This window comes from Candidatus Pelagibacter bacterium nBUS_25 (genome assembly GCF_051200975.1).
Lineage (GTDB): Bacteria > Pseudomonadota > Alphaproteobacteria > Pelagibacterales > Pelagibacteraceae > Pelagibacter.
In genome coordinates this window covers 1039539-1062943 of the sequence record NZ_CP172846.1, presented here as the reverse complement: position 1 = coordinate 1062943, position 23405 = coordinate 1039539, and the positions used below count along the sequence as shown (strand labels likewise).

Sequence of the window (23405 nt, the reverse complement as noted above, 5' to 3'; positions counted from 1 at the left end):
GAAGTGAAAACAGCCTTATTATTTGGTGCATCTGGGTTAGTTGGAAGCCATGTTTTATATCAATTAATTAGCAATAATAACTATTCTAAGATTAAGTTATTTGTTCGTTCATCAATAGATACAAGTGATCCAAAGATCGAAATTATTCAAACAGATTTTAATAATTTAGAAAATCATAGAGAAGATATCAAAGGGGATGATTGCTTCTTTTGTATTGGCACTACAAAGAAAAATTCACCAGATAAAAATGAATATAAAAGAGTGGAGCTTGAGGTTCCAAAACAAGTTGCTCAAATTGCAAAATCAAACTCAGTAAATTCATTTGTTTTTATCTCATCTGGTTATGCAGATCCAAAAAGTTCAGGAGATTATTTAAAATTCAAAGGAGAAGTAGAAGAAGAATTAAAAAGACTTAATTTTCCAAACCTAGGAATAATGAGACCTTCTTTTTTATTAGGAGATCGAAAAGAAAAGAGAATAGGCGAGAAAATAGGAATTTTTGTATTTAAATTATTATCTCCTCTATTTTTAGGGCCTCTAAAGAAAATGAAACCCATTCAATCAGCAACTGTTGCAAAAGCAATGATTGCCATTACTCAAAATAAAGTTTCAAAAACAATTTTTGAGTCTGATGAGATAGCTGACTTAAGTAGTTCATAATTTTAATCTTCATCACACGTCCTCAAAATGTAGAAAATTTATATATATTTATTTCTAACTAAAATATATTGTTATTAAAATTTATGGACAAAATACAATCACATGCAAAGTTAGTAATTATTGGAGGTGGTATAATGGGTGTAAGTCTTTTATATCATTTAACCAAAGAAGGATGGAGTGATGTGGTTTTAATTGAAAAAAGCGAACTTACTTCTGGTTCTACTTGGCATGCCGCAGGTCAGTGTCCACATATGTTAACAAGTTTGAATCTTGCAAAAATTCATCTTCATTCAACAAATCTCTATAAAAATCTTGAAAAAGAGACTGGTCAGCCAACTGGTTTTCATGAAACAGGAAGTTTAAGACTTGCATATACAAATGATGATTTGGAATGGTTTGATTACACTAAAGGAGTATTGGATATAGTAGGTGCGCCTTGTTCAATAATTTCTACAGAAGAAATTCAAAAATATCATCCATTTATAAAACTTGATGGAATTAAAGGAGCATTTTTAACAACTGAAGATGGCTATACTGATCCTACGAGCACAACGAATGCAATGGCTAAAGGCGCTAGGAATGGAGGAGCTAAAATTTACAGAAAAAATAGAGTAACCGACATTAAAAAAACATCCTCGGGTGAGTGGAAAGTAATTACTGAAAAAGGAGATATAATTTGTGAGCATGTTGTAAATGCTGCTGGAAGTTTTTGTCCTGAAGTAGCTGCAATGGTTGGGTTAAAAAATGTGCCAAGTATTAATATGGTTCATCAATATCTAGTAACGGAAGCTCATCCTGAAATAGAAAAATTAGATAAAGAATTACCAGTTGTTAGAGATCCAGACTCTTCATCTTACTTAAGACAAGAAGGCAAAGGATTATTAATTGGCCCATATGAAAAAGATGTAGCAGCCTGGGCATTAGATGGAATGGATTGGAAATTTGATATGGAATTACTAGAACCTGATTTAGATAGAATTGCAGATCATTTAGAAAAAGGTATGGATAGAATCCCTGAATTTAAAGATGTTGGAATAAAAAGAATAATATGTGGTCCTATTACTCATACACCTGACGATAATTTTTTAGCAGGACCAGCGCCTGGCCTTAAAAATTTTTGGATGTTTTGTGCTGCAAGCATTGGTATTGCACATGGAGGTGGAGCAGGAAAATACATGGCTCAATGGATTGTTCATGGAGACTCAGAAATTAACATGCAAGAATTTGAACCAAGACGTTACATGAGTTGGGTCAATAAAGATTATTCTGTTGAAAAGTCAAAGGAACAATATCGAAGAATGTATGTCACTCCAATGCCTCATGATAAAATTGAAATTGGAAGGCCAATGAAAACCACGCCAATATATCAAAAACTTAAAGATAAAGGTGCAGAATATTTTGATTTATATGGATGGGAAAAACCTGATTGGTTTAATAAAGATAATGTTAAAGAAGCTTTAAGTTACAAAAGAAATAACGTTTTTCCATATATTCAAAATGAATGTGAGCATGTTCATAATCATGTTGGTGTAATTGATTTAAGTAGTTTTTCTAAATTTGAAATTACAGGAGAGGATAGTTATCAATTTTTAAATAGATTATGCTCGAATAGAATTCCTAAAAAAGATGGAAGTATTATTTTAACCCATGCTCTAAATGATATTGGCAGAATTCAAACTGAGTTTACAATTACTAAATTAAAAGATAATCATTATTATGCTTTATCCGCAGCTATTTCAGAAATAAGAGACTTAGACTGGTTAAATCATAATAAACAAGAAGGTGAGAGAGTTATAATCAAAAATGTAACTCTTGAAAAAGGAGTTTTAGGTTTAATAGGACCTAAATCTAGAAATGTACTTCAAAAATTAACAGATTCAGATTTAAGTAATGAAAATTTTCCATGGTTAAAATCAAAGCATATAAAGATTAATAATATAGATGTAATTGCACTCAGAGTTAATTACATGGGAGAATTAGGCTGGGAGCTTCATCATTCAATAGATCAGATGAGTGAAATTTATGATCTTATTATTAAAGAAGGTAAACAAGAAAGTATTATTGACTTTGGAACTCGAGCAATGAATTCTATGAGAATTGAAAAAGGATATAGAGGATGGGGAACTGAACTTACTCCTGAAATTAGTGTTGTTGAAGCAGGTCTTGATAAATTTTTTAATCTTGAAAAGAAAAATGAATTTAAAGGGTCCAAAGCAGTAACAAAATTACTAGATAATGGAATAGAAACTAAGCTGGTATATCTTGAGGTTGAAGCAAAAGATGCTGATGCACATGGAAATGAACCTGTGTACTTTGATGATAAGAAAGTGGGACTTACTACTTCTGGAGCTTATGGTTTTAGAGTTAAAAAAAGTTTAGCTTTTGCATATGTTAAGCCAGATTGTGCAAACATAGGAAATGAGTTATTTATCAAAATTCAAGGAGCAAAAATCAAAGCAAAAATAATTGACGAACCTATCTTTGACAAAAATAACGATCGATTAAGATCTTAAATCAACCCAAGTCTTATTACTGAGTTTCCAGCATCTTTGATGCTATCTCGTGCTGGTTTAAATTTTATCCCCAATAAGTCTTCAGCATATGAAGTATCTGTTTGCATTAGAATGCCTAGTTCTGGTACCATAAGTTTTGCAGATGAATCCAGATAACTAATTAATTTTAACATAAAGTTTGGCATTTCTTTTTTTGGTAGTTTTTTTGCGTACTGTGGAAACTCTTCTTGCATAATTTTAGAAATTTCCAGCATTTTTTTAACTTCTGAACCAATTAATAGACGTCTTCCATTTACTTTAGAATTTTTTAATGAAAGTACATGTGCTTTTGCTACATCTTTTACATCAGAAATTAATATTCCAAAATTTGGAGCCATTGGATATTTTCCTTTAAGGAAAAGTTGAACATATTTAGTCGATGTATTTTCTTTATCATCTAATGCATCACCATTAACACCACCTGGATTAATTACAGTTAATTTATCTTTCAATCCTTTGCTTTCCATTAATTCCCAGGCAACTTTCTCAGCTTTAGTTTTAGATATAATATAATCGTTAGAACCACTCCATTCAGTATCTGACCAATCATTTTCTCCGACATTGTAAGGGTTGGTTCTATTTGGTCTTTTAAACATTGCGGCTATTGATGATGTTAGAACTATCTTTTCAATGTTAGCCTCTATACCCGCATTTAAAACTCTCAAAGTTCCCCCTTTAGCAGCTGGAACTAAAGCTTCTCTATTTCTTGAACTTTTCATGGGATAAGGAGAAGCAGTATGTATAATATATTTACAGTCTTTAGCAGCCTCATTCCAACCTTCATCTTTTAAAAGATCCAATTCAACAAATGATAATTTATCTGTTGAAACATATTCGCTTATAGTTTTTTTAGTTTTCTCTAATGAATTTTGACTTCTAACAGTTCCCAAAACTCTATATCCAGAATTTAATAATTCAATTGCTATATGTTTCGCTATCCAGCCACTTATTCCAGTTAGCAGTACTTTATCAGTCATTTTGTTTTCCTTTAGTTTGTATTAAGTTTTAATGTTTCTTATCAGTGAGATAAAAATTTTTCAGCTTCAAGCGCAGCCATACAGCCCATCCCCGCAGCTGTTACAGCTTGTCTAAAAGTTTTGTCTTTAACATCTCCAGCAGCATAAACTCCAGGGACATTAGTTTCTGTAGAATCTGGTTTAGTTAATAAATAACCCTCTTTATCCATATCTAATTGTTCTTTAAATAAAGCTGTTGCTGGATCATGTCCAATCGCAATAAATAACCCATCAATCTTCATTTCTTGAATATCGTTAGTTTTTAAATTCTTAACTTTAATTGCTTTAACATTTTTAGGATCATTATCTCCGATAACTTCATCAACAGCACTATCCCAAATAATTTCAATTTTTTTATTTTCCATTAATTTTTTTTGAAGCATCTTTTCAGCTCTTAGTTCATCTCTTCTATGAATTAATTTTACTTTTGATGCAAATTTTGTGAGAAACATTGCTTCTTCAACAGCAGCATTACCACCACCGACAACTGCAACTTCTTTATCTTTAAAGAAAAAACCATCACAAGTAGCACAAGCTGAAACTCCAAAACCTCTGAATTCTTGTTCTGATTTTAAATTTAACCATCTAGCTTGAGCACCTGTAGAAATTATAATGCTATCTGCCGTATATTTTTGACCACTATCGCCAACAGCTTCAAATGGTTGAGATTTTAAATTTACTGATGAGATATGATCCTCAATCATTTCTGTTCCAACAGCTTTAGCTTGATCTTTCATTTGATCCATTAACCACGGACCTTGAATTACATCTGCAAAACCTGGAAAATTTTCAACATCTGTAGTTGTTGTTAATTGCCCACCTGGTTGAACACCATAAACTAAAATTGGATTTAACATTGCACGTGCCGCATAAACTGCTGCAGTGTATCCGGCAGGACCAGATCCTATTATTAACACTTTTGTGTGTTTTGTTGGATTTTGACTCATATGAAAGCTATATAGTGATTAATGACTAAATTAAAAGGCATATTATTAACTCAAGGAATGCATGGCATGATTAGTCAGGTAGAGGGTTTGGCTAAAGCTTTAGATATCGATTTTACACACCATACAGTTGAACCAAATAGTTTTTGGAAAGTGCTGCCACCTAAGCTGACACCTATTTCACAAAATGTGTATAAAAAAATTAATCAAGATGACTTTGATATAATTATATCTTGTGGACGTAAAAGTGTAATTCCCTCAATTCATTTAAAAAATAAAGCTAATAAAAAAGTATTTAACATTCATATTCAAGATCCAAAAGTAGATTTAAATCATTTTGACTTTATTGTTGCCCCAGAACACGATGGATTAGAAGGTCAAAATGTTATCAACACCAAAGGAGCCATTCATTATCTCACAGAAAATGAAATTACTAAAAATAAAGATTACTTAAATTCATTTGTTAAAAAAGATGAAAGAAAAATTTGGACATTAATTATGGGTGGCCCAACAAAGTATTACGATTATTCCACAAAGAATATGAAACATATCTTTACGATGTTATACAAATTGCTAAAAAAACATGATTTTCAACTAGTTATAATCCCTTCAATGAGAACGCCAATAAACACAATTCATTATGCCAAAGAATTTTTTGGAGATAATCATACAGTTATAATGGATGTTGATAAAAAAGCTTACCTGTCAGCTCTAGCACTTGCAGAGAATATTATTGTTACATGCGATTCTAGCTCAATGATCTCTGAGGCAGCTTTAACGGGAAAACCTATTTATGTAGCCAATATTTTGCCTAAAAAAAATGACAAAAGATTTCAAAGATTTAGAAATTTATTTAGAGAATTAAATATAACTAGAATTTTAGGTGAAGAGATTGAAAATTGGAACTATCAAAAATTAGACGAAACAAATAGAGTAGCAAGTATTATCAAACAACAAATTAATTCATAATGTCACTTTTAGACTCAATTCAAAACCAATCAAAAAAACATGAATTTCCCTTTGATCACTGGGAATACCATAACGCACTTACTAATGGTGCAATAGAGGAAATTATTAAAGCAGATATTCCAGATGTAAGTAAACATAATTTAAATTATGATGGAACTAGAGCAATTGACGGTGGGGCCGCTGAATTTAGAGAAGGAATAGCTTCAGGTGGAGAGGCTATAAAATTCAGATGTTTTGTGACAAAAGAAAATGAAAAACAATTTCCGAATTTAGTTAAATTCATTAATGAACTTCAATCTAAAGAAGTGCATCAAACTATTTCAAAAATGATTAATAAAGATTTATCAAACTCATATGTTAGAGTTGAAGTTATTTGTGATCGAGAGGGTTTTTGGTTAAAGCCTCATTGTGACATTAAAGAAAAATTAATGTCAGGATTAATATTTGTGAATAATGCCAATGAATCTGAAGAACTTGGAACAGATTTCTATAATAATAAATTAGAAAAAGTAAAAACAGTCCCATACAAAAATAATTATGGATATATGTTTACTAGTGGGCCTAATACTTGGCATGGCATGGAAAAGAAGAAAATAGTCAAAGAAAGACGCTGCATCCAGGTAAACTATGTTACCTTTAAGACTGATTGGAAAGTATTTTAATTAAATTAAAGTTCTTTATTAGCAGTTAAAATTTTATTAATTTTAATGAATGTTCTCCACCCATCTGAGTTAACAATTTTTTTTTCATATTTTTTTTTTACCAAATCAAATGAAGAATTAAATCTAGGTAGTTCAACAATTTCACAGCTATTGTTTTCAGCAATATCAACAGCTCTATTGGTAAGTTGCAGATAAACTTTTTTTTCTAAAACAGGACTTGAGGAGATTAAATTTTCTACAACTAAACATTTAGAAAATTCTTTCTTATCATTTATTGGAAAATCCTTATTTATAATGTCTTGCATTGAGTAAATTAGCAAACCAACATTGTACAAAGAATTATTTTTTGCAACCAAGATGCCGTTTGTCTCTTGTTTTAGAACTAATCTAATATAACTTTTTAATCTGTCTAACCCCCAAGACGGAAATTCTTCAGCTAATAAAGGTAAAATACCCATTAAGTTTAAGTCACTATCTTGAAATCTTAAAATATTGAGACCTGGCAGATTGTTTGTATTATTTGTACTAAGCACACTTTGTATCTATCCTAAATTTAAAAGAACTATTTGATCTGGATCAATAACAATTTATACTTTGTTTATATATTTTGGTATGCAGTCAGCACAATTGAATAAAGAATTTAACGAAAAGAGTAGATGCTCAGAGTGCAATATTAGACCATACTCATTTTGCAGATGTCTACAGGAGGAAAAGCTTAAAGAATTTTCAAATATTTCATCAGAAAAAAAATTTCAAAATAAAGCAAACATTTTTTTGCAACAGGATGATGCAAAAAATATTTATAATATTACTGAAGGGAATGTTAAAATTTATCAATTAATTGATGATGGTCGTATTCAGATAATAGGTTTTCTCTATCCTGGAGATTTTTTTGGTTCTTATAAAAATGGTAAATACAATTATTGTGCAGAAGCTATTGGCCAGGTGCGTGTATGTGTTTTTGAACAGAAAAAACTAGATGAATACATTGATAAAAATATGGTTCTTGCAAAAGAGCTTTTGAATCAAACATCTCATGAGTTAACACTGGCTCAAGATAGAATGGGTGTTCTTGGAAAACTAGATGCTACAGAGAGACTTGCTAAGTTTTTAATGAATATTTCAGATCAAAGAAAAAGAATTGGCTGGCAAAACAATCCGATAAGTTTACCAATGACAAGACAAGATATAGCTGATTACCTAGGTTTAACAATTGAAACAGTGAGTAGAGAAGTTTCTAAATTAAAAACTTCGAACATAGTTAAAGTCTTATCTTCTAAGCAAATCTATATTAACGATTTCGATAAATTATCTAATCTTTCAAAATAAATTAAATAGCCTCAGCATTTAACTGAGACTATTCATAATATTATTGCCTGCTAGTAATTGGTATTTCCTTAACATATTTTGGCAAAGGTTTTTCTTCTCTTAATTTAATTGATAATAAACCTTTTTCCATGATCGCCTCTTTGACTTTTATATCCTTGCTTATAATAAAGCTGGCACAGACGTTTTCTTTTTCAACACCTTTATAAAGATATTCTTTATCATCTTTTTCAATTTTATTATTTGAGGAAGATTTTATTATAAGAACATTATCTTCAACACTGACTTTGACATTTTTTTTATCAACACCAGGCAATGCAACTTCAATATTATAGTCTTGTTTTCCTATCTTAGTAATATTGTAGCCACCTCTGTTTGTTTCAAAGGCATCCAATTCTCTATGATGAATATCTTCAAAATGTTTAAACATATCATCAAAACCAACTGAAAAAGGTTTTAATGAGTCTATAATTGATAGTGATTTCATGTTTCTCCTTTCCATTAATTTAAACTAACAAAAAATAAAAAAAAAAATTTGGTTTAAATCAAAATTATGAATTATTGATTTTGATCAAAACTGATATTTTTTGATGCATATCAGCACAAAAATTAATCGTTTAAATATACTTACAACAAAAGAGTAATAATGAACTACATGTTAACTAACAGGCCTTACCACGGTAAAGCTAATATTGCGATTGCAATGATGTTCATTGTATTAGCGGTCACGTTGATTGCTGTTTATATGCCAAAATTTACTTCTAATCTTAAGACTGGAGTAGGTGGCACTGATTTAGATTACAATCAAATACCATAAAAAAAATAGATGGGTCTGTATCCCAGTGTCAATTTTGATTTAAATCAATATCAAATTTTAAAAAACATCTATTTTGCAATTATGAAAATACATAATCTTGTAAAAACTTTGATACTAGCCATAGCCATAAGTTCTTTAATTACTTTTGCTACAATTTGGATTTCACCATATCTTTTCTAGGATAGGCCCCACCATTTCAGAGACAATGTTGATACTCTATAGGGTAGATACATGGTGAGACCTACTAATTTGTAACAGAATAAATCTTAATATTTTTGATTCACATCAACTTTTTCTTTTTAAATTTCTTTAAAAAAAAATCATGTCAATTAAAGATCTAGTTTATAAAGTTCCAGGTTTATCATTTGATGTTAGTAGACTGGTTGACACTTATAGAGAAATCAAAAGAAAAAAAGAATTTGATCAAGGTGATGGGTCAGTGTCACATATAGATAGTATTTCTCTTAATAAAATTCCAGGTAATGATGATAGTACATCTGGAAAATATTCATGGGGACTTTATTGGACGAAACCAGATAGCTCAGGTCAAGAGGTGGCCAGAGCAGATTATATAGAGGAAAATAATTTCACAGAGTTTTTACCAGAGTTTGAAAACACATATTTTAAATTTGTTTACGATATATTATCCAGAAGATTTGCTTTAGGAAGAACTCGAATATTAAAAAAAGGACCAAGATCAACCTTGAGTTGGCACAAAGATCCAGAACCAAGGTTACATATACCAATTATTACTAATCCAGGATGTAGATTTGTAATTGAAGACAGATCTTTTCATTTACCTGCAGATGGGGGTGTATGGATAGTTAATGCAAAAAAATACCATAATTTTTTTAATGGTGGAGAAGAAGATAGAATACATTTGGTTGCAACACTTCCACATAGCAAATTATTTATTAAAAAAAAGTACACTTATAATCAACTTTGGGATCAATGGGCGAGCTAGATTTAAATTTTTTAGTAAATTTTTTAGCGTGGCTAATCATAGCTAATTTCTTATTTATAATTTTTCGAGTATTTATATTTGGAAGTTATCCTAAAAGTTTTATTTATAAGATACATCATTCATTCTTTAAAGTTTCACATAAAGATTTTGTAAAAGCACATTACAAAGGAATCATTCTCCATGTAACCTTAACAGTTTTTTTTGTTTTGATTCCTTATATTGTTTTAAGATATTCAATTTAATCTCATAAAATTTTTATCTACCTAACGTTTGACACAAATCAAATTATAAAAACTTTGATCAAGATCAAATAAAATTCTGAATCAGTCTTTAAGGTAATATTTATGGATACAAAAAATTATATATCTATCTTTATCTCTTTAATATTAATTTCAATTACATTACAGGCAAAAATATGAATACAAAAAAATATATATCTATCTTTATCTCTTTAATATTAATTTCAATTACGTTACAGGCAAAAAGTGGTGAAGCAGATAAGCTTCCTGTAGTAATTCAGGAGCTGGTGCCAGCACCAGCAGTTCCAGCTCATAACATAGTTGCAAAAGGGGGACCTAAAGTAATTAAAGTGAGAATGAGTATTACAGAAAAAGTCATCACTATTGATAAACAAGGAACAAAGTTCAGAGTTTTTGCCTTTAACGATAGTGTTCCAGGGCCACTTATCGTTGCTCATGTTGGAGATTATATTGAGTTAACATTAGTCAATCCTAAAAAAAATAACTTTGAACACAATTTAGATTTTCATGCAGCAACAGGTGCTTTAGGTGGAGGAGGTCTTACACATATTTTACCAGGTGAAGCAGTAATACTAAGATGGAAGGCAACTAAACCAGGGGTTTTTGTTTATCACTGTGCACCAGGTGGTGCCATGGTGCCTTGGCACGTTGTTAAAGGAATGAACGGTGCTGTTATGGTTTTACCTAGAGATGGACTGAAAGACAGAGAGGGAAATCCAATCACATATGACAAAGCATTTTACATTGGAGAACAGGATTTTTATCTTCCAAAAGATGATAACGGAAATTACAAAGAATATATTCACCCTGGTGATGGTTTTAGCGATGTTTTAGAGGTGATGAAAACATTAACACCTACCCATGTTGTATTTAATGGATCAGAAGGTGCGTTAGAGGGAGACAACGCTTTGACTGCAAAAGTAGGTGAAACGGTAATGTTTATCCACGCACAAGCAAATAGAGATACACGACCTCACTTAATTGGTGGACATGGTGATTATGTATGGCCAAACGGATCGTTTAATGATCCTCCAAGAACTAATTTAGAAACTTGGTTTGTACCAGGAGGCGCAGCTGGAGCAATGGTTTATAAATTTAGACAACCAGGAACTTATGTTTATCTAAATCACAATCTTATTGAAGCGTTTATCTTGGGGGCAAAAGCTGAAGTGAAAGTAACAGGTAAATGGAATAATGATTTAATGGAACAACTAATGGAGCCTACAAGAATTGCAGATTAATAATATGTATGTATCCGATAAAAGCTTGAATGAAAGTATAACGCTAGAAAAAATATCAAAATTACAAAATGAAAACAAATATCTCAAAGACGAAATGGATGAAGAATCGCAAAAGTTTATACAAACTATAAGTGTTCTTAAAAGAGAGATTGAGTTTTATAAAAATAATACTGATATTTTAAATAGAGAAATTAAAAATCTAAAAAAAACACAAAGGAGAAAACTATTTACATCATGAAAAAATATATATTAATACTTTTTTTAATATTTTCTAATTACGCAATGAGTGAAGAAATAAATATTAAAATGTTGAATAAGCTAGACAAAGAAAGAATGGTTTATTCTAAAAAAATTATCAATATTAATGTTGGTGACAAAGTTTTTTGGGAATCAACAGACAAGGGGCATAATGTTGAATTTATAAAAGGTGGCGTACCTGATGGTGTAGAAAAATTTAAATCAAGATTAAATGAAGATGTAAGTTATGAATTTACTATTCCAGGTATTTATGCCTATTGGTGCACTCCTCATAAGAGCTTAGGAATGATAGGGTTTGTCATCGTTGGTGATGATAGATCTAATTTAGACTTGATTAAAAAAATAAGATTTTTTGGACAGTCTAAAAAATTAGCTCAAGCATTAATTGATCAAATATAAAAATGGCACAAACAGTAAAAAATAATTCTGATATATCTAAGCTCCCAAATAAAAGTGGATTAATGACTGGTGATCCAATTTATAAACCCTTTAGATATCCTTGGTGTTATGATGCTTGGCTAACACAACAAAGAATTCATTGGCTGCCAGAGGAAGTTCCGTTAGGAGATGACGTAAGAGATTGGCAAAAAGTAATTTCTGCTTCAGAAAAAAATTTATTAAAACAGATATTCAGATTTTTTACACAAGCAGATGTTGAGGTGAATAACTATTATATGGGGCACTGCATGAATGTATTTAAACCGACAGAAGTGAAAATGATGTTGTCTGTATTCTCTGCGATGGAAACAGTTCATATTGCTGCTTATTCTCACTTATTAGACACAATAGGTTTGCCAGAAACAGAATATTCAGAATTCTTAAAGATTAAAGCTATGAAGGATAAATACGATTACCTTCAAAAATGTGATGTTAATTCTCTTCATAATATAGCAAAAACACTGGCAATATTTAGCGCTTTTACTGAGGGCGTTCAACTATTTGCTAGTTTTGCAATTTTACTAAACTTTCCACGTCATAATAAAATGAAAGGAATGGGACAAATCATAACTTGGTCAGTCAGAGACGAAACTTTGCACTGCAATTCAATGATAAGATTGTTTCAGGAGTTCATTAAGGAAAATAAAGAAATTTGGACAGATAAATTAAAAAATGAGATTTATGAGGCCTGTAGAATAGCAGTATCACAGGAAGATGCCTTTATCGATGTTTCATTTGAAATGGGACCTCTTGAAAATCTAAAGGCACAAGAAGTAAAAGATTATATAAGATGGATTGCAGATAGAAGACTTGTTCAATTAGGACTTGATAGAATTTATAATATCAAAAAAAATCCATTAACTTGGTTAGATTCAATATTAAATGCCGTTGAGCATATGAACTTTTTTGAAGGAAGATCTACTGAATATTCAAAAGCTGCAACTCAAGGTACATGGCAGGAAGCTTTTGAAGAATTAAAATCACCTTATTTTGATTTACTTGAAAAAAATAAGATAATTGGTGAAACAGAATTTTTTAAACCCAAACATTAGTAGGAAATAAAATGTTAAATAAAAATGAAATAAAAGATAAACCAATATGTGAAAATTTTTCAGAATACAATGATGTTAGAAAGAATTTAAATAATGCTTTATCAATTAAAGACCCATTCAATCACTGGGCATTTGATAAAGTTCTACCAAAAGATTTAGTAGATAAATTTCTTAAACTTCCAATTGATCCACCAGTTATAAATTCTTATTCGGGTAAAAGAGAAAGCAATAATAAAACACGAATATTTTTTGATAATGAAAATTGTAAAAAATATGATTGTATGGAAGAAATTGCAGAAATTTTTAATAGTGATGGAATTATTAATACACTAAGTTTAATTAGTGGTAGAGAATTATCTAAAGGAAAACTTCGTATTGAGTATACATTAGATACAGGTGATTTTTGGCTAGAACCACATTTAGATATTAAAGAAAAAATGTTAACATTCTTAATTTATCTTTCAAGTGATACAAACACATATGCAAAAGACTGGGGAACTACAATTTATAATAAAGATTTAACATTCAATTCAAAAGTACCCTATAAGCAGAATACAGGATTTATGTTTGTTCCGGGTAAAGACACTTGGCATGGGGTGCCTAAACAATATATTTTTGGAGTTAGAAGGAATTTGATTATAAATTATGTATCAAGTGATTGGAAAAGTACTAGTGAACTTTATAAAATGAATTAAAATTATTTTTTACAATTACATTCTTTAACAAGAAAGAAATGAATTAATGCCATTGAAAACCACATCCAAGTCATTTCATTGATAAAAAATAAGGTGTTGCTATGAGATATCATTGCTACATGGTTAATATCTTTCCACAAAAATATAATTCCAAGAAATAAAAAAATAAGACCTGAGTAACTTGTTTTCATCAATTCCTATCTAATAAATCTAAATATTGTCAAAAAGCTATGTTTTAAGCCAATAATTTTCTATTAGTTTCTTGTCCGTAAGCCGCTTGTTTTTTTTCATTATCAAGTAAACCAAATTTTTTACGAAAGATTTCTCTCTCTTTCTCAAACTGTCGTTTAATTGAATAATGTAAAATTGAAAAACTTATAAGTGTAAAAATATATGCAGACCAAATATAAATTCCATAGCCATTTAGATATAATATTTCATTAATCATATTATTTTTTAACCTTTTTTTTTAAATAAAGATTGATCTGCATCAAATCTAATAAAAAATAAAAAAGATATATCTTTTTAATGATCAACTATAATGATGAGATAGTTAAAAAATTTACTATTGCATCTATATTTTGGCTTGTAGCAGGATTAGCAGCGGGTTTACTAATTGCTTTTCAGATGGTTTTCCCATCATTAAATTTTGAACCATTATTAACATTTGGTAGGTTGCGCCCCCTACACACTTCTGCTGTAGTATTTGCCTTTGGTGGAAATGTATTATTTGCAACAAGTTATTTTGTAGTTCAAAGAACTTGCCAAACTAGATTGTCAGGTGATGGATGGGCAAATTTTACATTTTGGGGATACCAGGCATTTATTTTAATGGCTGGTTTAGGATATCTATTTGGAGTTACTCAAGGTAAAGAATATGCTGAACCAGAATGGTATGCTGATTTATGGTTAACAATAGTTTGGGTAATATATTTAATAATTTATTTAGTTACACTTACAAAAAGAAAAGAACCTCACATTTATGTAGCTAATTGGTTTTTTCTTGCTTTCATAGTTACAGTTGCAGTTCTACATTTGGTTAATGGTGTTTCTATTCCAGTATCATTGTTTGGTGCAAAAAGTTATCCGTTATGGGGAGGTGTTCAAAGTGCAATGATCCAATGGTGGTATGGACATAATGCCGTAGGATTCTTTTTAACAGCTGGATTTCTTGGAATGGTTTATTATTTTATTCCAAAAAGAGCTAATCGACCAATTTACTCATACAGATTATCTATTTTACATTTCTGGTCTTTAATTTTTTTATATATTTGGGCGGGTCCCCATCATTTACATTACACAGCCTTACCAGATTGGGCTCAAACATTGGGTATGACTTTTTCAATTATGCTTTGGATGCCTAGTTGGGGCGGAATGATAAATGGAATGATGACGTTATCTGGAGCGTGGTACAAACTTCGAGAAGACCCTGTTTTAAAATTTATGATAATTTCTCTAGCATTTTATGGGATGAGTACTTTTGAAGGTCCTTTAATGTCTATTAAAGAAGTTAATGCTTTAAGTCATTATACTGACTGGACTATTGGCCATGTTCATTCAGGCACATTAGGTTGGGTAGCATTTATTAGTTTTGGTGTAATTTATTATTTGTTTCCAGTTTTATGGAATAAAAAAAATCTTTACTCACTAAGATTAGTTAATATTCATCTTTGGATTTCCACTATTGGTATTGTTTTTTATATATCTTCAATGTGGGTATCAGGAATTATGCAGGGTTTGATGTGGAGAGCTTACGATAATCTTGGGTTTTTAGAGTATTCTTTTGTTGAAACGGTTATGGCGATGAAGCCATTTTATCTAATTAGAGGTATTGGTGGAGTTTTATTCTTTATTGGAGTTTTGATCATGATTTACAATTTAATCAAAACTTTAGAGATACCCAGCACAAATAAATCAACAATTTCTCAAAAGGCTCAAATCCAATGATGGAAAAACATAAAAAATTAGAAAAAAACTCAATTCTATTATTAATTTTTACAGTTATAGCTGTTTCAATTGGGGGCATAATTGAAATCGTTCCACTTTTTAGATTGGAGACTACAATTGAACCAATCAAAGGTGTTAGACCTTATACACCCTTAGAACTTAAAGGATTTAATATTTATTTAAGAGAAGGTTGCTATACGTGCCACAGTCAACAAATCAGACCATTACGAGATGAAGTTGAGCGTTACGGGCATTATTCTTTAGCAGCAGAAAGTATGTATGATCACCCATTTCAATGGGGATCAAAGAGAACAGGGCCAGACCTTGCACGTTTAGGAGGCAAATATTCAGATGAGTGGCATGTAGAACATTTAATCAAACCTCAAAATGTAGTTCCAGAGTCGATTATGCCTAGTTACAAACATTTAGGTAATCGTGTTCTAAACTTTGAAGATATGGGAAAACATTTGAAAGCATTAAAGATTACAGGCGTTCCTTATACAGAAGAGATGATTAAAAATGCCTCAAAGGACGGTCTTGCACAATTAAGACCAGAAACAGAATTGGCAGAAAATTTAAGAAATAGATACGGAGAAAAAGTAAATATCAGAAATTTTGATGGTAACGAAAATATACCCACAGAATTAGATGCATTGATTTCTTATCTTCAAGTCTTGGGAAGTATGGCAGATATAAAAAATTATGACCCCCAAATAGTTGAAGAGGTAAAAAAATGATAGGTTTTATTTCTGACAATGCAGGTGTTTTAGGTTTAATTATTTTTTTCTCTATTTTTTCAATAGTTGTTATTTGGTTATTTAATCCAAATTTTAAGAAAAAAATTGAGTCACATAAATTTATACCAATTAAAAATGAAAAAGTAATCTATGTCCGAAAAAAATAATAATAAAGAGATTGATAAAATAACAGGCCAAGAAACTACTGGACATGAGTGGGATGGTTTAAAAGAATTAAATACACCTGCACCAAGGTGGTGGATATGGGTATTTATAGTTACAGTAATTTGGTCAGTTGGTTATTGGATTGTTTACCCTTCTTGGCCAACTTTAACTGGAAGTGGTTATCGTGGAGGGACAGTTGGAATACTAGATTGGACTCAATACAAAAAATTAAGAGATAATCAAAAAGAAATATTAGACATTAGAGAAAATTATAAAGAGTTTTTTAAAGCAACTTTATTTGACGAAATACTTAAAGATAAAAAATCTTATACTTATGCAGTAGCAGGAGGTAAAGCAGCATTTAGAGATAATTGTGCAACATGTCATGGATCAGGTGCTGCTGGAGCGAAGGGGTATCCTAATTTAAACGATGATGATTGGTTATGGGGAGGAAACGTTGAACAAATTTATTCATCCATAAAATATGGTATTCGATCTGGTCATGATGAAGGTAAATATTCTGAAATGCCAGAGTTTGCAGAAGTTTTAAATGATGAGCAAATTAAAGAGTTGGCTGAATACATCTTATCTCTCAATGAAAATAACAACCAATCAAGTGAAAATACCTTATTTGCTGATAATTGTGCTGCTTGTCATGGAAACAATGGTGAGGGAATTCAAGAATTGGGTGCTCCTAATTTGAAAGATAATATTTGGTTTTATAGTAGTGGTGATAAATCGAGCATTATTTCTCAAATTAAAAAGCCAAAACATGGAATTATGCCTGCATGGGAGAATCGTTTAGATGACCCAACTATAAGAATGTTAGCTTTGTATATTTATTCACTATCAGCGTCACAATAAGACATTAATTATGCAAGAAAGTTTGGAAAAAAATCCACTACGTTTGTTTTCTGAGCAAAAAATCATCTTTCCAAAAAGAGTTTGGGGAAAATTTAGAAAAATAAAATGGATTATCATGACTTGCACATTGTTTGTTTATTATTTTGCTCCTTGGATAAGATGGGATAGAGGTCCACAGATACCAAATCAAGCAATATTAATTGATATGCCGAATAGAAGAGCATACTTTTTTTTCATTGAGATATGGCCACAGGAAATTTATTTCTTAACTGGAATATTAATATTCTTAGCAGTAGCATTATTTTTAAGCACAAGTCTTGTAGGGCGTGCCTGGTGTGGTTATGCGTGTCCACAAACTGTTTGGACTGATTTATTTGTTTGGGTGGAAAGAATTTTTCAAGGAGATCGTAACTCTAGAATGAAATTAAGCAATGCACCGATCAGTTTTAACAAAATATGGAGAAAACTATCAACTCATATAGTTTGGATCGTAATTGCAATATTAACTGGAGGTGCGTGGGTTTTTTATTTTAATGATGCACCAACATTATTAGAACAAATTATAAATTTTGATGTTCCTTGGTCTGTTTTAAGCTGGATTGTAGTTTTAACTTTTTCAACTTATTTGATGGCTGGTTTTGCAAGAGAGCAGGTTTGTACTTATATGTGTCCCTATGCTCGGTTTCAGTCAGCAATGTTTGATAGGGATACATTAATTATAAGTTATGATGAATTTAGGGGAGAGCCAAGAGGCAAACATAAAGCCGGTGATAGTTGGGAGAACAAAGGCCATTGTATTAATTGTACAGAATGTATTCAAGTTTGTCCTATGGGCATTGATATAAGAAAAGGTCTGCAAATGGAATGTATTGCCTGTGGCTTGTGTATAGATGCATGTAATAAGATTATGAATAAAATTAATCTTCCAGCAGGATTGATTAGATATGATACAGAAAAAAATAAAGGTAGACGCTTTAGAAATGAAAAAGAAAAAAAAGGCTTATTAAGGGGACGCACATATAGTTATTTATTAATCCTTCTTATTTTAAGTGCAGCAATTCTTTATACACTGTTGAATAGATCAATTTTAGAACTTAATGTTTTACATGATAGAAATCCATTATTTGTAAAACTTTCAAATGGTCAAATAAGAAATAGTTATGATATTAAAATTCTCAACAAATCATTTAAAAGTAAGAAATATTCACTTTCTATTGAAGGTTTAAAAAATTCAAAAATTAAAATTCAAGGTATAGAAAGTTTATCTTCTAACAACTTACCTGTTGTGGCTAATAGTGTTGGTCATTATCGTATTTTTCTTATAGCTGATAAAAATAAAGAGGTTCGAAAAAAAGTAATTTTTAATATTAAAGAATTAGATGATGAAATATCGGATACAGTAGAAAACATATTTATTAGTGGGAAATATTAGTATGATTAAGCAAAAAAATAACAGTTTTCCTCATTATTTTATAGTTTTCTTCGTTATTTTGATAATTTTAGATAGCATATTTGTTTATTTAGCAACCTCAACTCATAGAGGTGTAGTAACTGAGAACGCTTACAATCAAGGATTAAATTACAATAAAATAATTGAGGCTAGTAAAAAACAAAATGATTTAAATTGGAAAAGTGAAATCATTTATCAAGATAATTTTCTAAATTTTTATTTAGAAAATGAAAAAAAAGATAGTTTTGATGGAGCTTCTGTTACAGCTTTTTTAGTTAGACCAACTCAAACTGGTTATGATTTTTCAATTAAATTAGAAAAAAAAACAAATGGTAAATTCCAAAAATTAATTAAATTTCCTTTAAAAGGACAGTGGGATGTAAAGATTTTAGTAATATGGAACAAACACAAATATCAAACAATAAAACGAATTTTAATAAAGTAGATATAAATAAATTATTTTCTCCTTTTGTTAAAATTGATCCAAAAAATAATAATAGTATTATTTTTAAAGTAAAAAATATTCATTGTGCTTCATGTATCCATCTTATTGAAAAATCACTTTACACTTTAAAAAATGTTTTTTTTGTAAGAGTGAATATGTCTACTGAAAAATTAGAAATTAAGTGGGTAGGTGAAAAAAAATTAGCAGATAAATTTGCTAAAATTGTATCTGAGTTGGGATATCCAATAAGTTTGTATGATGTTGATAATTTAGATAATGATTTTGAAGAGAATAAAAAAGTCTTGATAAGATCTATTGCAGTGTCAGGCTTTGCAGCAGCGAATTTAATGTTAATTTCAGTTGGCTTGTGGTCATCATCAGTTGAGACAATGGGATTTGCAACAAGAGAACTATTTCAATGGATTTCAAGTTTAATTGCACTACCAGCTATAATTTATTCTGGGAGACCATTTTTTTATTCAGCATTAAAGGTTTTGCTAAAAAAAAATACAAATATGGATGTGCCGATTTCATTAGCAGTAATTCTAACTAGTTTAATAAGTCTATTTGAAACAGTTAATAATGGTGAACATATCTATTTCGACTCTGCAATAATGTTATTATTTTTTTTACTTATTGGCAGGTATCTAGATGTTTTAGCAAAAGGTAAGGCAAAAAAATCTGCTAAAGAATTACTGTCAGCCTTAGGTGGAACTGCAACAGTTATAAAGGATGAAAAACAAGTAATTGTTCCGGTAAAAGACATAAGGGCAGGAGATATTATTACAATTTCTATAGGAGAAAAAATACCTGCAGATGGAATTATTCTAAACGGATCTACAGAAATAGATTTAAGTCTTATTAGTGGTGAAACATTACCTAAAAAAGCAAATATAAATGATAATGTATTTGCCGGTACAATTAACATTTCAGCACCAATTCAAATTGAAGTTTCTAAATCTACAGAAAATAATTTACTCACAAACATTGTGAAACTAATGGAAAAAGCAGAGATAAGTAAATCCAAGTACACCAGAATTGCTGATAAAGCAGCCAAATTATACACACCAATAGTACATTTAGCTGGCTTATTTACATTTATTGGATGGTGGATGTTCGCTGATTTAGCTTGGCAACCCTCACTTTTAATAGCGGTAACCGTATTAATTATTACATGTCCCTGTGCTTTAGGTTTAGCAGTTCCAGTCGTTCAGGTATTAGCAAATAATTCGCTTATGAAAAAAGGTATCTATTTAAAATCTGGTGATGCTTTGGAAAAATTATCAAAAGTGAAGTATGTAATTTTAGATAAGACAGGAACACTAACAGTGGGTAAGCCTAATTTAATAGGATCATACTCAGAAGAAGATCTACAAATTGCAGCATCGTTAGCACATTATAGCAAGCATCCTTTTTCAAGATCTATTTGTAATCAATTTAATGGCAAATTACTTAATTTAGATAATGTAAAAGAAATAATTGGTTGTGGAGTGGAAGGATATTTTAAAGGTAAATTATTAAAACTAGGAAAAAAAAATTGGTCTTGTCCTTCTCAAAAAGATGAAGATGAAATTTTTTCAGAGATATGGCTTTCGGTAGAAAATGAAAAAAAAATCTGTTTTAGTTTTGAGGATCAATTAAGAGAAGACACCAAGGATGTAATTGATGAGATTAAAAAATTAGGAGTTATTCCAATAATTTTATCTGGTGATCGAAATGAAGTAGTAAAAAGAATAGCAGAACACCTTGGTATAAATGATTATTATTCTGAATTTTCAATAGAAATGAAAAGTGAATTTATTAGAAAATTAAAATTACAAAATAAAGAAATTCTGATGGTTGGAGATGGTTTGAATGATGCCCCATCGCTGGCTGAAGCTGATGTATCTATTTCACCATCAACCGCAATGGATATTACCCAAAATACTGCAGACATTGTTTTTCAAGGTGAAAAACTATTTCCAATTATTAGTTGTATTAAAGTTGCAAAAAAATCAGTTTTATTAATCAAACAAAATTTTTTAATGGCAATTATTTATAATATCTTTGCTATTCCTATGGCGATCATAGGTTTAGTTACACCATTAATTGCAGCTATTGCAATGTCAAGTTCTTCATTATTTGTAATTGGAAATAGTTTTCGTTTAAATCTAAAAAGGAAAAAAATTTAATCATGAATATTTTGCTCTATCTTATACCTATTGCACTTACTCTTGGTTTAATAGGGTTACTAGCATTTTTATGGACGTTAAAAAATAATCAATACGAAGATCTAGAAGGAGCTTCTGAAAGAATTTTGATTGAAGAAGAAAAAGAAAAAAATGATAGAGACTAGTCTATTGATATTTAGCAGAAAATTGTTTTATATATCCTTCAATTTGATTACCTGGCATTGGTTTGGAAAATAAAAAACCTTGTATTAAATTTATACCAATTTCTTTTAGATATTTTAGCTGCTCTTTAGTTTCAACTCCTTCAGCTATTATTTGATTATCTAATCTAGTTGCCATTGTTTTAATTCCTTCTACCGCAACACGAGAGCGTTTATTAGTTACAACATTATCAATTAACTGTTTATCTAATTTAATGATATTCCAGGGTGTATTAATCAAACGTTCAAGATTACTTCCTTTTACTCCATAATCATCTAAAGCAACTGACACTCCTTGATTTTTCGCATATTGTATTTCCTTATTGGCCGCTTTGTCATCAATTCTAGTATTTTGCGCTTCTGTAATTTCTACTATTATTTCATTATCAATTAAAGTTTTTATATATTCTATTTCTTCCATCACTAGCTTTCCTGCTCCAATATTTGCAAAGTGAGACATTTGAAAATTAATTGAAAATTTTATCCTTTTATCGATATTAATATTTTTAAAACTTTTATCAAAAACCGTTCTCCATATTCTAGTACCTTCTTTCATAGATCTTGCATTTAAGTGAATAAATTTAGATAAGAAATCTTTTGGTAAAAGTATAGTACCATTAGGCTTAGTCCATCTTATTAAACATTCAAAAAATTTAATTGAATTATTTTTTACATCAATAATAGGTTGAAAATAAAAACTTAATTGACTTTTTTTAAGAGCTTCACTTAATCCATCAAGTGTAATAATTTCATTTAATTCCATAGAGGTAGCAATAAATTTATCATCTGCAAATTTATAATTATTACGACCTTTTTTTTTAACAACTTGCAAAGCTCTGTCGGCGTATGATAAAGCATCTGAAATTTTACCATCAACAGGAAGTAACGCAGAACCAAATGAACACGTTTTTTGTATTAATATCTTATTATCATCTAAGAAAATACTATTCAATTTATTATGAATAGATTTTGAAAATTTATTTATCTTTTGAGATAGAGTAAAATCTTTATATCCTTTTGCAGTTTCATATTTTTTTTCAATATCTTTTAAATTGAAAAGTAGTGCAAATTCTTCACCACCTAATCTTACAGAATTTAAACTATCTACTCCAATTTTTATTAGTTCTTGACCAAATTTTTTTAAATATTTGTCACCAACTTCATGACCATAACTATCATTAACACTTTTAAAATAATCAATATCAATAATTAGAATTAAATAATCAAATGTTCTTTTATTATTATCACCATTATTCAAAAAGAAACTTCTTCTTGTTTGAACATTTGTAAGTTCATCAAGATTAACTATTCTTTCCAATTTATCTGTTTTAATTACAACATAAGATAAAAATATTACTAATAAAAAAAATATTATAAAAACAAATACAGCTTCATAATAAAAAACAATAATAAAATTATTTTTGATAATATCATTAATACTTTCAAACTCATGATCGTGAACAGGTGAGAATAAATGAATTAAAAAAAAACCTGAAAATATTACAATAGATAAAATTAATAAAAGTAAAACTTTATGTGTTTTTTTTAAACTTATTAATAATTTTATCATAT

28 protein-coding genes are annotated in these 23405 nt (G+C 29.8%); 21 read left to right on the top strand and 7 right to left on the bottom strand.

Features of this window, described 5'->3' with window-relative positions:
• The first annotated feature begins 3 nt into the window (after positions 1 to 3).
• Positions 4 to 660 (top strand): NAD(P)H-binding protein, encoded by a 657-nt coding sequence (locus ACIJYH_RS05655; RefSeq protein ID WP_435087896.1) that lies wholly within the window; start codon positions 4 to 6, stop codon positions 658 to 660.
• A gap of 83 nt (positions 661 to 743) precedes the next feature.
• Positions 744 to 3173, top strand: coding sequence for an FAD-dependent oxidoreductase (locus ACIJYH_RS05650; protein ID WP_435087894.1), 2430 nt, complete (start codon positions 744 to 746; stop codon positions 3171 to 3173).
• Here ACIJYH_RS05650 and ACIJYH_RS05645 read toward each other — a convergent pair.
• Both ACIJYH_RS05645 and trxB read right to left on the bottom strand, forming a co-directional pair.
• The gene (locus ACIJYH_RS05645; RefSeq protein WP_435162654.1) at positions 3170 to 4189 is read right to left on the bottom strand and encodes an NAD-dependent epimerase/dehydratase family protein; all 1020 of its coding nucleotides are present in this window, start codon (positions 4187 to 4189) and stop codon (positions 3170 to 3172) included. The two genes, ACIJYH_RS05650 and ACIJYH_RS05645, sit on opposite strands and share 4 nt — an antisense overlap.
• A 41-nt stretch (positions 4190 to 4230) precedes the next feature.
• The gene (gene trxB / locus ACIJYH_RS05640) at positions 4231 to 5175 is read right to left on the bottom strand and encodes a thioredoxin-disulfide reductase (protein ID WP_435089861.1); all 945 of its coding nucleotides are present in this window, start codon (positions 5173 to 5175) and stop codon (positions 4231 to 4233) included.
• Between the two features lie 21 nt (positions 5176 to 5196).
• On the opposite strand from trxB, the gene ACIJYH_RS05635 reads away from it, so the two are divergent.
• Together ACIJYH_RS05635 and ACIJYH_RS05630 are read left to right on the top strand one after the other, a co-directional pair.
• Entirely contained in the window at positions 5197 to 6141 is a 945-nt protein-coding gene (locus ACIJYH_RS05635; protein ID WP_435162653.1) for a mitochondrial fission ELM1 family protein, read from the top strand.
• Positions 6141 to 6803 (top strand): hypothetical protein, encoded by a 663-nt coding sequence (locus ACIJYH_RS05630; RefSeq protein ID WP_435162652.1) that lies wholly within the window; start codon positions 6141 to 6143, stop codon positions 6801 to 6803. Before ACIJYH_RS05635 ends, ACIJYH_RS05630 begins: the two co-directional genes overlap by 1 nt.
• A gap of 5 nt (positions 6804 to 6808) precedes the next feature.
• On the opposite strand, the gene ACIJYH_RS05625 is transcribed toward ACIJYH_RS05630, so the two are convergent.
• On the bottom strand, positions 6809 to 7336 hold the full coding sequence (locus ACIJYH_RS05625) for a hypothetical protein (RefSeq protein ID WP_435162651.1): 528 nt from the start codon (positions 7334 to 7336) through the stop codon (positions 6809 to 6811).
• A 79-nt stretch (positions 7337 to 7415) separates the two neighbouring features.
• Here ACIJYH_RS05625 and ACIJYH_RS05620 point away from each other — a divergent pair, with 79 nt between their 5' ends.
• A complete protein-coding gene (locus ACIJYH_RS05620) occupies positions 7416 to 8132 on the top strand; it encodes a Crp/Fnr family transcriptional regulator (protein ID WP_435162650.1) in 717 nt (238 codons plus the stop codon).
• Between the two features lie 40 nt (positions 8133 to 8172).
• Here ACIJYH_RS05620 and ACIJYH_RS05615 read toward each other — a convergent pair whose 3' ends face one another.
• A complete protein-coding gene (locus tag ACIJYH_RS05615; RefSeq protein WP_435162649.1) occupies positions 8173 to 8616 on the bottom strand; it encodes an Hsp20 family protein in 444 nt (147 codons plus the stop codon).
• A gap of 159 nt (positions 8617 to 8775) precedes the next feature.
• On the opposite strand from ACIJYH_RS05615, the gene ACIJYH_RS05610 reads away from it, so the two are divergent.
• From ACIJYH_RS05610 to ACIJYH_RS05575, 8 genes are all read left to right on the top strand, one after another.
• A complete protein-coding gene (locus tag ACIJYH_RS05610) occupies positions 8776 to 8946 on the top strand; it encodes a hypothetical protein (RefSeq protein ID WP_435162648.1) in 171 nt (56 codons plus the stop codon).
• A 322-nt stretch (positions 8947 to 9268) separates the two neighbouring features.
• On the top strand, positions 9269 to 9910 hold the full coding sequence (locus ACIJYH_RS05605; protein WP_435162647.1) for an aspartyl/asparaginyl beta-hydroxylase domain-containing protein: 642 nt from the start codon (positions 9269 to 9271) through the stop codon (positions 9908 to 9910).
• Positions 9898 to 10152, top strand: coding sequence for a DUF6868 family protein (locus ACIJYH_RS05600; protein ID WP_435162646.1), 255 nt, complete (start codon positions 9898 to 9900; stop codon positions 10150 to 10152). The genes ACIJYH_RS05605 and ACIJYH_RS05600 overlap by 13 nt, the downstream gene beginning before the upstream one ends.
• Before the next feature lie 173 nt (positions 10153 to 10325).
• Positions 10326 to 11411, top strand: a complete 1086-nt coding sequence (gene nirK / locus ACIJYH_RS05595; protein WP_435162645.1) for a copper-containing nitrite reductase — start codon at positions 10326 to 10328, stop codon at positions 11409 to 11411.
• Positions 11412 to 11415: 4 nt separating this feature from the next.
• A complete protein-coding gene (locus tag ACIJYH_RS05590; RefSeq protein ID WP_435087880.1) occupies positions 11416 to 11649 on the top strand; it encodes a hypothetical protein in 234 nt (77 codons plus the stop codon).
• Complete coding sequence (locus ACIJYH_RS05585; RefSeq protein ID WP_435113500.1) at positions 11646 to 12068, top strand: plastocyanin/azurin family copper-binding protein; 423 nt, start codon at positions 11646 to 11648, stop codon at positions 12066 to 12068. Before ACIJYH_RS05590 ends, ACIJYH_RS05585 begins: the two co-directional genes overlap by 4 nt.
• Before the next feature lie 2 nt (positions 12069 to 12070).
• Positions 12071 to 13159 carry a ribonucleotide-diphosphate reductase subunit beta gene (locus ACIJYH_RS05580; RefSeq protein ID WP_435113498.1) on the top strand — a complete coding sequence of 363 codons (1089 nt, stop codon included), beginning with the start codon at positions 12071 to 12073 and terminating at the stop codon, positions 13157 to 13159.
• Between the two features lie 11 nt (positions 13160 to 13170).
• Positions 13171 to 13854: a 2OG-Fe(II) oxygenase gene (locus ACIJYH_RS05575; protein ID WP_435162644.1), complete on the top strand. Its 684-nt coding sequence runs from the start codon at positions 13171 to 13173 to the stop codon at positions 13852 to 13854.
• A 2-nt stretch (positions 13855 to 13856) separates the two neighbouring features.
• Here the strand turns inward: ACIJYH_RS05575 and ACIJYH_RS05570 are convergent, their stop codons facing one another.
• Together ACIJYH_RS05570 and ACIJYH_RS05565 are read right to left on the bottom strand one after the other, a co-directional pair.
• Positions 13857 to 14045 (bottom strand): hypothetical protein, encoded by a 189-nt coding sequence (locus ACIJYH_RS05570; protein WP_435162643.1) that lies wholly within the window; start codon positions 14043 to 14045, stop codon positions 13857 to 13859.
• A 44-nt stretch (positions 14046 to 14089) separates the two neighbouring features.
• Positions 14090 to 14302: a heme exporter protein CcmD gene (locus tag ACIJYH_RS05565; protein ID WP_435162642.1), complete on the bottom strand. Its 213-nt coding sequence runs from the start codon at positions 14300 to 14302 to the stop codon at positions 14090 to 14092.
• Positions 14303 to 14382: 80 nt separating this feature from the next.
• Between ACIJYH_RS05565 and ccoN the strand changes: the two genes are divergently transcribed.
• From ccoN to ccoS, 8 genes are read left to right on the top strand one after another with little or no spacing between them, the layout of a single operon-like run.
• Positions 14383 to 15801, top strand: coding sequence for a cytochrome-c oxidase, cbb3-type subunit I (gene ccoN, locus ACIJYH_RS05560; protein WP_435113492.1), 1419 nt, complete (start codon positions 14383 to 14385; stop codon positions 15799 to 15801).
• Complete coding sequence (gene ccoO, locus ACIJYH_RS05555) at positions 15798 to 16538, top strand: cytochrome-c oxidase, cbb3-type subunit II (RefSeq protein ID WP_435162641.1); 741 nt, start codon at positions 15798 to 15800, stop codon at positions 16536 to 16538. The genes ccoN and ccoO overlap by 4 nt, the downstream gene beginning before the upstream one ends.
• Positions 16535 to 16705, top strand: coding sequence for a cbb3-type cytochrome c oxidase subunit 3 (locus tag ACIJYH_RS05550; protein WP_435162640.1), 171 nt, complete (start codon positions 16535 to 16537; stop codon positions 16703 to 16705). Before ccoO ends, ACIJYH_RS05550 begins: the two co-directional genes overlap by 4 nt.
• Positions 16689 to 17567, top strand: a complete 879-nt coding sequence (gene ccoP / locus ACIJYH_RS05545) for a cytochrome-c oxidase, cbb3-type subunit III (protein WP_435085401.1) — start codon at positions 16689 to 16691, stop codon at positions 17565 to 17567. Before ACIJYH_RS05550 ends, ccoP begins: the two co-directional genes overlap by 17 nt.
• A 10-nt stretch (positions 17568 to 17577) precedes the next feature.
• Positions 17578 to 18999: a cytochrome c oxidase accessory protein CcoG gene (gene ccoG, locus ACIJYH_RS05540; RefSeq protein ID WP_435085400.1), complete on the top strand. Its 1422-nt coding sequence runs from the start codon at positions 17578 to 17580 to the stop codon at positions 18997 to 18999.
• Position 19000: 1 nt separating this feature from the next.
• Positions 19001 to 19462 carry a FixH family protein gene (locus ACIJYH_RS05535; RefSeq protein ID WP_435162639.1) on the top strand — a complete coding sequence of 154 codons (462 nt, stop codon included), beginning with the start codon at positions 19001 to 19003 and terminating at the stop codon, positions 19460 to 19462.
• Positions 19414 to 21633 (top strand): heavy metal translocating P-type ATPase, encoded by a 2220-nt coding sequence (locus ACIJYH_RS05530; RefSeq protein WP_435085397.1) that lies wholly within the window; start codon positions 19414 to 19416, stop codon positions 21631 to 21633. Before ACIJYH_RS05535 ends, ACIJYH_RS05530 begins: the two co-directional genes overlap by 49 nt.
• Before the next feature lie 2 nt (positions 21634 to 21635).
• Entirely contained in the window at positions 21636 to 21797 is a 162-nt protein-coding gene (gene ccoS, locus ACIJYH_RS05525) for a cbb3-type cytochrome oxidase assembly protein CcoS (RefSeq protein ID WP_435085395.1), read from the top strand.
• Position 21798: 1 nt separating this feature from the next.
• On the opposite strand, the gene ACIJYH_RS05520 is transcribed toward ccoS, so the two are convergent.
• Entirely contained in the window at positions 21799 to 23403 is a 1605-nt protein-coding gene (locus ACIJYH_RS05520) for an EAL domain-containing protein (protein WP_435162638.1), read from the bottom strand.
• Between the last annotated feature and the right edge of the window lie 2 nt (positions 23404 to 23405).

Coding starts and splice junctions, on each gene's coding strand:
- ccoG (WP_435085400.1), top strand. CDS start 17,578: ATGCAAGAAAGTTTGGAAAAAAATCCACTACGTTTGTTTTCTGAGCAA.
- ACIJYH_RS05600 (WP_435162646.1), top strand. CDS start 9,898: ATGGGCGAGCTAGATTTAAATTTTTTAGTAAATTTTTTAGCGTGGCTA.
- ACIJYH_RS05635 (WP_435162653.1), top strand. CDS start 5,197: ATGACTAAATTAAAAGGCATATTATTAACTCAAGGAATGCATGGCATG.
- ACIJYH_RS05575 (WP_435162644.1), top strand. CDS start 13,171: ATGTTAAATAAAAATGAAATAAAAGATAAACCAATATGTGAAAATTTT.
- ACIJYH_RS05565 (WP_435162642.1), bottom strand. CDS start 14,302: ATGATTAATGAAATATTATATCTAAATGGCTATGGAATTTATATTTGG.
- ACIJYH_RS05650 (WP_435087894.1), top strand. CDS start 744: ATGGACAAAATACAATCACATGCAAAGTTAGTAATTATTGGAGGTGGT.
- ACIJYH_RS05610 (WP_435162648.1), top strand. CDS start 8,776: ATGAACTACATGTTAACTAACAGGCCTTACCACGGTAAAGCTAATATT.
- nirK (WP_435162645.1), top strand. CDS start 10,326: ATGAATACAAAAAAATATATATCTATCTTTATCTCTTTAATATTAATT.
- ccoS (WP_435085395.1), top strand. CDS start 21,636: ATGAATATTTTGCTCTATCTTATACCTATTGCACTTACTCTTGGTTTA.
- ACIJYH_RS05585 (WP_435113500.1), top strand. CDS start 11,646: ATGAAAAAATATATATTAATACTTTTTTTAATATTTTCTAATTACGCA.
- ACIJYH_RS05535 (WP_435162639.1), top strand. CDS start 19,001: ATGATTAAGCAAAAAAATAACAGTTTTCCTCATTATTTTATAGTTTTC.
- ccoO (WP_435162641.1), top strand. CDS start 15,798: ATGATGGAAAAACATAAAAAATTAGAAAAAAACTCAATTCTATTATTA.
- ACIJYH_RS05605 (WP_435162647.1), top strand. CDS start 9,269: ATGTCAATTAAAGATCTAGTTTATAAAGTTCCAGGTTTATCATTTGAT.
- ACIJYH_RS05530 (WP_435085397.1), top strand. CDS start 19,414: ATGGAACAAACACAAATATCAAACAATAAAACGAATTTTAATAAAGTA.
- ACIJYH_RS05570 (WP_435162643.1), bottom strand. CDS start 14,045: ATGAAAACAAGTTACTCAGGTCTTATTTTTTTATTTCTTGGAATTATA.
- ACIJYH_RS05630 (WP_435162652.1), top strand. CDS start 6,141: ATGTCACTTTTAGACTCAATTCAAAACCAATCAAAAAAACATGAATTT.
- ACIJYH_RS05580 (WP_435113498.1), top strand. CDS start 12,071: ATGGCACAAACAGTAAAAAATAATTCTGATATATCTAAGCTCCCAAAT.
- ACIJYH_RS05645 (WP_435162654.1), bottom strand. CDS start 4,189: ATGACTGATAAAGTACTGCTAACTGGAATAAGTGGCTGGATAGCGAAA.
- ccoP (WP_435085401.1), top strand. CDS start 16,689: ATGTCCGAAAAAAATAATAATAAAGAGATTGATAAAATAACAGGCCAA.
- ACIJYH_RS05620 (WP_435162650.1), top strand. CDS start 7,416: ATGCAGTCAGCACAATTGAATAAAGAATTTAACGAAAAGAGTAGATGC.
- ACIJYH_RS05520 (WP_435162638.1), bottom strand. CDS start 23,403: ATGATAAAATTATTAATAAGTTTAAAAAAAACACATAAAGTTTTACTT.
- ACIJYH_RS05550 (WP_435162640.1), top strand. CDS start 16,535: ATGATAGGTTTTATTTCTGACAATGCAGGTGTTTTAGGTTTAATTATT.
- trxB (WP_435089861.1), bottom strand. CDS start 5,175: ATGAGTCAAAATCCAACAAAACACACAAAAGTGTTAATAATAGGATCT.
- ccoN (WP_435113492.1), top strand. CDS start 14,383: ATGATCAACTATAATGATGAGATAGTTAAAAAATTTACTATTGCATCT.
- ACIJYH_RS05590 (WP_435087880.1), top strand. CDS start 11,416: ATGTATGTATCCGATAAAAGCTTGAATGAAAGTATAACGCTAGAAAAA.
- ACIJYH_RS05615 (WP_435162649.1), bottom strand. CDS start 8,616: ATGAAATCACTATCAATTATAGACTCATTAAAACCTTTTTCAGTTGGT.